The 9,187-nt window shown below is 63.8% G+C and carries 8 protein-coding genes; 5 read left to right on the forward strand and 3 right to left on the reverse strand.

Annotation, left to right across the window (positions count from 1 at the left end; translation table 11 throughout):
* From F4Z81_01690 to F4Z81_01710, 5 genes are all read left to right on the forward strand, one after another.
* Nucleotides 1–690: a DUF4159 domain-containing protein gene (locus F4Z81_01690; protein MXW03758.1), complete on the forward strand. Its 690-nt coding sequence runs from the start codon at nucleotides 1–3 to the stop codon at nucleotides 688–690.
* A gap of 128 nt (nucleotides 691–818) precedes the next feature.
* Nucleotides 819–1,157 (forward strand): hypothetical protein, encoded by a 339-nt coding sequence (locus F4Z81_01695; protein MXW03759.1) that lies wholly within the window; start codon nucleotides 819–821, stop codon nucleotides 1,155–1,157.
* Between the two features lie 155 nt (nucleotides 1,158–1,312).
* Nucleotides 1,313–2,377, forward strand: a complete 1,065-nt coding sequence (locus F4Z81_01700; protein MXW03760.1) for an ABC transporter permease — start codon at nucleotides 1,313–1,315, stop codon at nucleotides 2,375–2,377.
* Nucleotides 2,378–2,393: 16 nt separating this feature from the next.
* Entirely contained in the window at nucleotides 2,394–3,449 is a 1,056-nt protein-coding gene (locus F4Z81_01705; protein ID MXW03761.1) for a sugar ABC transporter substrate-binding protein, read from the forward strand.
* A gap of 51 nt (nucleotides 3,450–3,500) precedes the next feature.
* Nucleotides 3,501–5,000, forward strand: coding sequence for a sugar ABC transporter ATP-binding protein (locus F4Z81_01710; GenBank protein MXW03762.1), 1,500 nt, complete (start codon nucleotides 3,501–3,503; stop codon nucleotides 4,998–5,000).
* 26 nt (nucleotides 5,001–5,026) lie between these two features.
* On the opposite strand, the gene F4Z81_01715 is transcribed toward F4Z81_01710, so the two are convergent.
* The 3 genes from F4Z81_01715 to F4Z81_01725 all read right to left on the reverse strand — a co-directional run.
* A complete protein-coding gene (locus F4Z81_01715) occupies nucleotides 5,027–5,851 on the reverse strand; it encodes an SDR family oxidoreductase (GenBank protein ID MXW03763.1) in 825 nt (274 codons plus the stop codon).
* Between the two features lie 13 nt (nucleotides 5,852–5,864).
* Entirely contained in the window at nucleotides 5,865–7,619 is a 1,755-nt protein-coding gene (locus F4Z81_01720; protein MXW03764.1) for a peptide ABC transporter substrate-binding protein, read from the reverse strand.
* A gap of 33 nt (nucleotides 7,620–7,652) precedes the next feature.
* The coding region (locus F4Z81_01725; protein ID MXW03765.1) for a SulP family inorganic anion transporter at nucleotides 7,653–9,187 on the reverse strand (1,535 nt) is incomplete at its 5' end.

Consider the following 9,187-nt stretch of genomic DNA (forward strand, 5'->3'; position numbering starts at 1 on the left):
ATGATCCCCCTTCGCAGAAGCGTGCGCGTCCTCCTGCTGTGCGGCATCGTCCTCGGGTGGGCGGGTTACGAAGGGCGTGCGGCCGAGCGCGAAAACGGGAGGCTGACCATCGCGCGGATGAAGTACGACGGCGGAGGTGACTGGTACAACGACCCCGAGGCCATTCCCAACCTGGCCCGGGAGTTGCAGTTGCGTGCGGGCATAGAGACGAACCCGGATCAGCGCGTCGTCACCCTGACCGATGATCTCCTGTACTCCTCCCCCTTCCTTTTCATGACCGGCCACGGCGAAGTCAGGTGGACCGAACCGGAAATCCGGAACCTCCGGACCTACCTGACGCGGGGCGGTTTCCTCTACGCCGATGACGATTACGGGATGGACGAGGCCTTTCGCCGGGAGATGAAACGGGTCTTTCCGGACAAGGATTTCGTCGAGTTGCCCTTCGACCATCCGATCTACCACATCATATACGACTTCCCGGCCGGTCCGCCCAAACATCATGAGCACGACGGCAAGCCGCCCCAGGGGTTCGGGCTCTTCCACGACGGACGGCTGGTGGTGTATTACACGTACGAAAGCAATGTCAGCGACGGCTGGGCCGATGAAAAGACCCACAACGATCCGCCGGCGAAACGCGAAGCCGCTTTCAGAATGGGCATCAACATCGTCGCATACGCGCTCTATCGTTGACGCGGGTGCCGGCTTGCGGTATACTGAAACCCGGACGGCAAAACGGACGTCTAACCACTAAAGACCATACGGCCGTGTAAGCCGCGGTTTTAGAGACGCACGAAGGAAACAGGAAAAGGAGTCCCATCATGAACCTCTGGCAAACGATCAAGTCGGAATTGGACGGTCCGATCGAAACCGTGCGAAAGAGCCTGTCCGGCGCGCTGGACATGGCCGAAGATCTCACGCGGAAGGGCCGGATCAAGCTGGAGATCCAGTCGGCCCGTGCCGATATCCGCAACCAGATGACCGAACTGGGCGGCAGGGTGCACCAGTTGGTGGTCGATGATGGCATCACCGACGTGTCGGGAGATACGGAAGTGAACGGCATCCTGGATCGCATCAAAGCATCGCAGCAGAACATCGAGGACCGGGAAGAAGAACTGCAGCGCGAGGATGCGGAACCCGCGGAGAAGAAGGCCTCCTGACGCGGCGCCGCCACGCAGGATGAAAGGATGAGCACCGACCCCGGCATGCCGTCGACGCATGCCGGGGTTTTTCTGTTTCCCCTCCGATACGTTTTCCTTGATTTAAGCCCGTGGTTCCTTACAATTTCAGGACACCCGGTCCACCGACAAAAGCCATGAAATCGCCTGTAACGACGACCCTTCCGATGCTACGAATCCTGCTCGGTTCCCAGCAAACGGGACTGATACTCGTCATCCTGCTGCTCGGTGCGGTACTCTCTATTTTCGCGGGGTATCACGTGGACCGTACCACGGGCGAACTCGTCAACAATTTCCTGAATTCCCGTACGCTGATGCAGACGGCCACGGACGCCAGTTTCTTCGTGATCATGGCCGTCGGGGCGACCATGGTGATCATCTCCGGCGGGATCGATCTCTCGGTCGGCTCGATCTACGCCCTGTCCGGCGTGATGACCGCCATGGTCCTGCGGGCCATGGCCCCGGAAGCTCCCTTCGCGGTGGTCGCGCTGGCCGTCGTGACCTGCGTCAGCCTGGGTGTGCTGTGCGGCCTCCTGAACGGGTTGATGGTGGTCGGACTCCGCGTGCATCCCTTTATCGTCACGCTCGGTACGATGTGGGTGTTCCGCGGTGTGGCTTTCGTGGCCAGCGAGGCGGAGAGCATACTCGTGCCCCAGCCCCTGACCGACGCGATCAAGCTGTCTTTCGGATCCGACGCCCTCTATCCCATGCCCATGATCATCATGCTCCTCATCACGGCCGCCGGCGCCGTTTACCTGTCCAGGACCGTCATGGGCCGCCATGTTTTCGCCGTAGGCGGCAACGTGGAGGCCGGCCGATACGCCGGGCTTAGGATCGACCGGATCCTGGTCGGTGTGTACGTGATTTCAGGACTCACCGCGGGCATCGCCGCGCTGGTGGGCAGCAGCTACTATGGCTCGGCCTCATGCGCCGATGCCACGGGTTACGAACTCTACGTGATCGCTTCCGCGGTCGTCGGCGGCGCGAGCCTTCGCGGCGGCCGGGGAAGCGCGGTCAACGCCATGCTCGGCGCTATGTTGATCGTCCTTATCCGCCAGTCCATCCGCACCCTGCACCTGGACCAGAACTACGAATGGGTCGTGATCGGTTGCGCGATCATTGTCGCCGTCGTCCTCGACCAGGTGAACCGCCGGCTCACTGCACGCAGACTGGCCGGAGCGGACCGGTCCGTGACCGTATAGGCCCGTTCAGAAAGGAATGAAATCGATGATACCCCTGAAGAAGATGCTACGAACGATGCTCGTGCTGGCCATGCTGACCGCGGGCCTGTCCATTGTTGCGGCAGGTTGCGGCGGAACCGCGCCGCCGGACGACAACCGGCTCGTGATATCCATGATCGCCAAGAGCACGACCAATCCCGTGTTCCTGTCGTCCCGTACCGGCGCGGAGGCGGCGGCCAGGGAGTTGTCGGAAGCCCACGGCGTCGACATCGTGATCGACTGGCGCACGCCGCCGACGGAGGACGGCCAGGTTCAGGCACAGCGTATCGCGCAGGCCGTGAACGAGGGCGCCGACGTGGTCCTGATCTCCTGTTCGGACGCCGCCAAGGTCACGGGCGCCATCAACGACGCGGTGGACCGGGGCGTACCGGTCATGACCTTCGACAGCGACGCGCCGGACTCGAAGCGGTTCGCCTTCTTCGGTGTGGACGACATCAAGACCGGCGGCCTGATCATGGGGGAACTGGCCAAAGCGATGGACGGCCGGGGCCGCGTGGCCATCCTCGCGGGCAACCAGAACGCGCCGAACCTGCGCAAGCGGGTGGAAGGCGTGCTGCAGAAGGCCGCCGAGTATCCGGAGATTTCGATCGTGGGGACCTTCTATCACATTGAAACCCCCCAGGACGCCGCCGCCGAAGTCGTGCGCGTCAACAACGCCTATCCGGATATCGAGGGATGGGCCATGGTCGGCGGATGGGCGCTCTTCACGCAGACCCTGCTGACCGACCTGGATCCCGAGCGCATGAAGATCATCTCGGTAGACGCGCTGCCGCCCCAGCTGACCTACATCGAACAGGGCATCGTACCCGTGTTGTGGGGCCAGCCGACCTACCTGTGGGGATACGAATCCGTCCGCCTGATCGTCGAGAAGATCCACCTGAAGCAGGATGTGCCCGTGATCAATCCCCTCGAACTGGTCCACGTGTCCCGGGAGAACCTCGGCGAATGGGCGGCGATGCTCCAGGGGTGGGGATTCACCGACGTGCCGGAACGGTACCTGCAGATGGATAAACAACCCGCGTCGGGCGACTGATCCAGATTAGGCGTCCGTCTTCCGCGGGTCGTCCGGCCCTCCGGTTACCTCATGGAACAGAACCGACCGAACCCCTACATCGAATTCGACCGGATCACGAAGCGGTTTCCCGGCGTGACGGCCCTCGACGAAGTAACCTTCGGAATCGAAGCGGGTACCTGCCATGCCGTGGTCGGCGAGAACGGCGCCGGCAAGAGCACGCTGGGCCGCATCCTGACCGGCATATACGGCCTCGACGGCGGACAGATCCGCATCGACGGCCGGCCCGTGCAGCTTCTTGAACCGGGAGACGCCCTGGAACTGGGCATCGGCATGGTCCACCAGGAGCTTGTTTTCTGCGAGAACCTCTCCGTCGCCGAGAACCTCTGCCTGGGGAACCTGCCGGCCCGGAGCGGGTTCGTCTCCGACCGGAAGATGGCGTTACGCGCGCGTCAACTGCTGTCGGCGATCGAGGTCGACATGGATGTGGAGACGCCCATCGGAAAACTGCCGGTGGCCCAGCAGCAACTCGTTCAGATCGCGGCGGCCCTGGGTAGCGGCGCCCGCGTGATCGTCTTCGACGAGCCGACCAGCAGCCTATCCCACGTGGAAGCGGAACGGCTGCGTGAGAACATCCGTCATCTCAAGTCGAAGGGGGTTACGTCGATCTACATCTCCCACGACCTGGACGAGATCTTCCGTCTGTGTGACGTCGTGACCGTGCTTCGAGACGGACGGCACGTGGCCACCCGGCCGGTCGCTGAACTCGACCGGCCGTCATTGATCAACCTCATGATCGGCCGCACCTTCGAGGCCTATTTCCCCTCCCACGTGGACACCGAACCCGGCGGAGAGATGCTGGCCGTGGAAAACCTGTCGAGTCCCGGCAGGTTCGAGGACGTGTCCTTCTCGGTACGGTCCGGGGAGGTACTGGCCCTGGCCGGCCTGGTGGGCGCCGGCCGTACCGAAGTGCTGCAGGCCGTGTTCGGGTTGGACCCCATGGCCACGGGCAGGATCAAAGTATCCGGCCGGCCGGCGAGGATCCGGCATCCGATCGACGCCATGCGGTCGGGCATCGGCCTCGTGCCCGAAGACCGCAAGCGCTTCGGCCTCGTCCTGTCGCTCCGTGTGGACCAGAACATCGGGTTGCCCACCCTGGCCAGCCGGTCCGACTTCGGATGGATCCGCGGCAGCCGGGAGGAAGACCTGGCCGGGGAATACGTGAGGCGGCTGTCGGTGCGGCCCGACAACGTCCGGTACGACACGGCGGGACTGTCGGGCGGCAATCAGCAGAAGGTGGTCCTGGCCAAGTGGCTGGCCGCGAACTGCCCGATCCTGCTCATCGACGAACCCACCCGGGGGGTGGACGTGGGCGCCAAGTCGGAGATGCACGCCCTCATCGATCAACTGGCCCATGAAGGCACGGCCATTATTCTCGTATCGAGCGAACTGCCCGAGGTGCTCAACCTGTCGACGCGGATCCTCGTGCTGCGTTCCGGGCGTGTGGCCGGAGAACTCTCTCGCGATGACGCGGACCAGGGCGCGGTGATGCGGATGATGGCGGGGGTGTGAGGGGGAATGATCGTTCAATGGAGGGCTTATGCGTCCCGCTCCCGCCGTGGTGGCGCGGCCGCCACGCCTTCCATGCCGCCGCTCACCCGCAGGACTTCGCCGGTGATCCATCCCGCCGCGGGGCTGCAGAGGAAGGCCACGCCGTTCGCGATGTCCTCCGGTTCGCCCCACCTGCCCAGTGGGATGGCACTTCGAATCCGTTCGATCATCTCTTCTTCGGAAAGTCCCAGCGTTTTGCTGCGCTGGGCCATGTTGGACTGGTTGAACGCAGTGTAGACCGGGCCCGGACAGACAGCGTTCACCCGGACCCCGTAAGCCGCCAGTTCCAGGGCCAGGGTCCGAGTCAGGCTGATGACCCCCTCTTTGGCCGCGTTGTACGCCGCGACCAGGGCCGCCGGGTTCTGCCCGTTGATGGATGAGATATTCACGATAGCGCCCGATCCTTGTCCCTCCATGATCCGGGCCGCGGCCCGGCAGCCGTAGAAGGTCCCGGTCAGCGTGACCCGGATGACCCGGTCCCATTCCCCGTCGTCCAGTTCGACGACTGGGGCGACCTTCTGGCCGACCCCGGCGTTGTTGACCAGGATGTCGAGCCGGCCGTGCGCTTCGGCGACCTCCTCAAACAGACGCTTTACCGAGGCACTGTCTGAAACGTCCACGAAAGCAGGGAGCACCTGCAGGTCCGGTTTGCGGAGTCTGCCGGCTTCCTCCTCGACCTTCTCGCGTTGCAGGTCCGCCATCACCACGGTCGCGCCGCTGCGCGCCAGCCGCTCCGCGATGCCCCGTCCGAGCCCCTGCGCCGCGCCGGTCACGACCGCGATATGCCCGTCTATGCGATGTGGATCGTCCATGTCGTGGATCCTCTCATCCGCCCAGTCTCTCCCTGCCGATGTACATCTCGGTGTACACGGTATTGTTCTCCCAGAAGGGATAGAAGCCCGCCCGGTCGCGCTTCAATCCCTTGAGCCACGGCTTGCGGAGCTGGAACCGGTGGTCGTGCCACAAAAACGCCCCGCCGACCTCGGAGGTCAGTATCCATTCCGCTTCTTCATAAAGCCGCATCCGGCTGTCCCGGTCGGTTTCCTTCCTGGCCCGGTCGATCAGGTCATCGTAACGCGCATTGATCCAGTCGTGGCGGGTGAAACCCCGGGGCTGGGAACGCCAGGGCACGCCGAGCAGGCTCTGTGGGTCTGAGAAGTCGGCGCCGTAGCCGACCATGCCCATGGGTATCTTCCATTCGTACATCAACCGGTTGAACGCGTTTGCCTGCATGTTGCGGATCTCGAGGCGGATGCCGAGTATGTCGAGCAGTTGTTCCTGGATCATCTGCACGGCCTGGCCGCTCTGTGACGAAGGCGGCGCGTCGCGAAGCCAGACCTCGAGGTCGGGGAATCCCCTGCCGCCGGGATATCCCGCTTCGGCCAGCAGGCGGCGGGCGGATTCCGGATCGAACTGCTGCAGATGCCGCAGCTTTTCTCCCGAGTAGCCGGGGAAATTGGGGGGACGCATGCCGTAGGCCGGCCGGACGGCGCCCTTGAACAGAACATCGGCTATGGTCTGCTTGTCGATGGCCCGGGCGATGGCCTGGCGCACGCGGACGTCGTTCAGAGGTGGTTCCCGGGTCCGGAAGAACAGGTATACCGTGGATACGCCGTTGAACTTCCAGAGCTGTTCGCTCAGCCCGGGGTCGTTGCGGATGCGGTCGAGATCGGCCGGGCTTCCGACACCGACCAGGTCCACTTCGTCGTTTTCGTACGGAAGCAGCCCCACGCCGCCGGATGCGCTGCCGGTCCCCGCCGTACCCGAGAAGAGACGGACGATTTTCCTGAGATGACCGGGGTTATTGCCCTTGTAATGTGGATTCAGCCGGAACGTCATGTACTTGCCCTGCTCCCATTCATCCAGCCGGAAGGCCGAATTGCTTACGCACCTTCCGGCCTCCGTCCATCGGGCGCCATATTTCTCCACCTGCCATCGCGGTACCGGCGAGGAAGCCGTGTAAGAGGTGACGTAGGGGAGATAGGCACAGGGTTCCTCGGTTTCGATTTCGAGGGTAAGGTCGCCGACCGCCCGTACGCCGAGCAGGTCCGGGTCGTCGATCTTTTGCTGGTTGTACGCCTTCGCGCCCTTGATGTCGTAGTAGAAGAAGGCGTACACGTTGCCGCTGTCCGGGTGGAGCAGGCGCTTGTAGGTGTATTCGAAGTCGTGGGCGGTGACGGGCGTGCCGTCGCTCCAGCGCGCGCCGGGATGGAGGTGGAAGGTCCAGGTTCTTCCGTCGGAAGAGCGTTCCCACCGGTCTGCCGCACCTGGGATGAGCCCTTCGTTCTCATCGACCATGCAGAGCCGTTCGAAGAGGAACGCGCTGCCCAGGGACTCGTACAGGGCGACGCTGACGTCCAGGCTGGAGGGTTCGTTGGAGAAGTAGCGGAATACCTGGCGTTCGGGGGGCGCTGCGTCCGCCGGGAGGGACCTTGCCGCTGCTTCTTCCGACGGGACGGTCTCGACAAGCGGATGGCCGGGAAGGTCGGCAGAGCGGTTGCCGCAGGATGTGGCCGTCAGCAGGGCGACGAGTAGTCCATATATGCAAAACGGGTGGTATGCCCTGCAAGGTACTAGCATGTGCCCTCGCCTTGCCCTTGGTATTGCACGGGCTCACATCCCCAGCAACTTACTGGCGACCTCGCGTGCTTCATCCAGCGTTTCCACAATATGCGCCTCGGGAACGCGCTGGATGATACCGAGGGCGGAAAGGGTATCCTCGACGTAACCAGAAAGGGACATGACGATGAACGCAGTATTTTCGCTCGTGGCGACGTCCATGAGCTGTTCGACGACCATGGCCGCGCTGTCGTCGATGTACGTGGCCCCGGAGAAATCGAAGATGACGACGTCATGGTCCTTGATGTCCTCGCTGATCACCCCCACCAGCTTCTTGGACGAGGCCACGGTGAAGCTGCCCCTGAGCGCGACCAGGCCGACCCGGGCCGTGAACTCGTCCATGCCGGACTTTTCTTCTTCCTGCATAAAGAACTGACGGTCCAGCAGCGGAACGGACACCACGCTGTCCAGCTCGAGGCTTTCCAGCTTCCTGGCGTGGGCCATGCCGGCGACGATCAATCCGATGGCCACGGCGGTGACCAGGTCGACGAATACGGTCAGTCCCAGGGTGATCAGCAGAATGATGAGATGTTCCCCTCGGAGACGGTGGATCCGCTTCAGCATCCGCCAGTCGACGATGTCCCAGCCGACCTTCATCAATATGCCCGCCAGCACGGCGTGGGGGATCGGCTCGACGATCCAGCCCAGGCCCATGAGAAGCACCAGGAGTATGGCCGCACGGACCGCTCCGGACAAACGGGTGGTACCGCCGGCCCGGATATTGGTTACCGTGCCCATGGTGGCGCCCGCGCCTGGGAGACCGCCGATCAACCCGGCCACCATGTTGCCGATGCCCTGGCCCACCAGTTCCTGGTCCGCCCGGTGGCGCGTCCCCGTCAGTGAATCGGCGATGAGGGAGGTGAGCAGGCTGTCCACCGAACCCAACAGGGCGAGGATGAGCGCGGGTTCGATGGCGCGAAGCAGGAAGTCGGCGGTGGGCGGTACGAGGATGATTTCCGGCAGGCCGGAGGGTATGACCCCGATTACGGGCACTCCGGTCAACCAGAGCACGCTCAACAGCGTGCCGACGATCAGGGCGACGAGGGTGCCCGGTACGATACGAGACAACCGGCTCGGCCAGAGCACGCCGACGGCCAGGGTGACGAAGGCGATCGCGAAAGCGCTGTAGTTGATGTCTCCTACGGCATCCGACAGCACCTGGATGGTACCGACGACGCCGCCCGGGGCGGCGGGCGCGCCGATGAAGGGCAGAGCCTGGATCAGCATGACGATCAGGCCGATACCGGACATGAATCCCGAGATCACCACGTGAGGGGTGTAGGCGACGTAACGGCCGATCCGCAGCACGCCCAGCAGAATCTGCAGGAAGCCGCCCATCATGACGACGACCAGGGCTTCGCTCATCGAACTGGCGTGTTCTGTGATGATGACCGCCATGGCCACGGTCATGGGCGCCGTGGGACCGGATATCTGGGAACGGGTCCCGCCAAACAGTGCGGCGAACAGGCCGACGCCGATCGCGCCGTACAGCCCGGCCGCCGCACCCATACCCGACGCGACACCAAAGG

This window comes from Gemmatimonadota bacterium (assembly GCA_009835325.1).
Taxonomy (GTDB): domain Bacteria; phylum JAAXHH01; class JAAXHH01; order JAAXHH01; family JAAXHH01; genus JAAXHH01.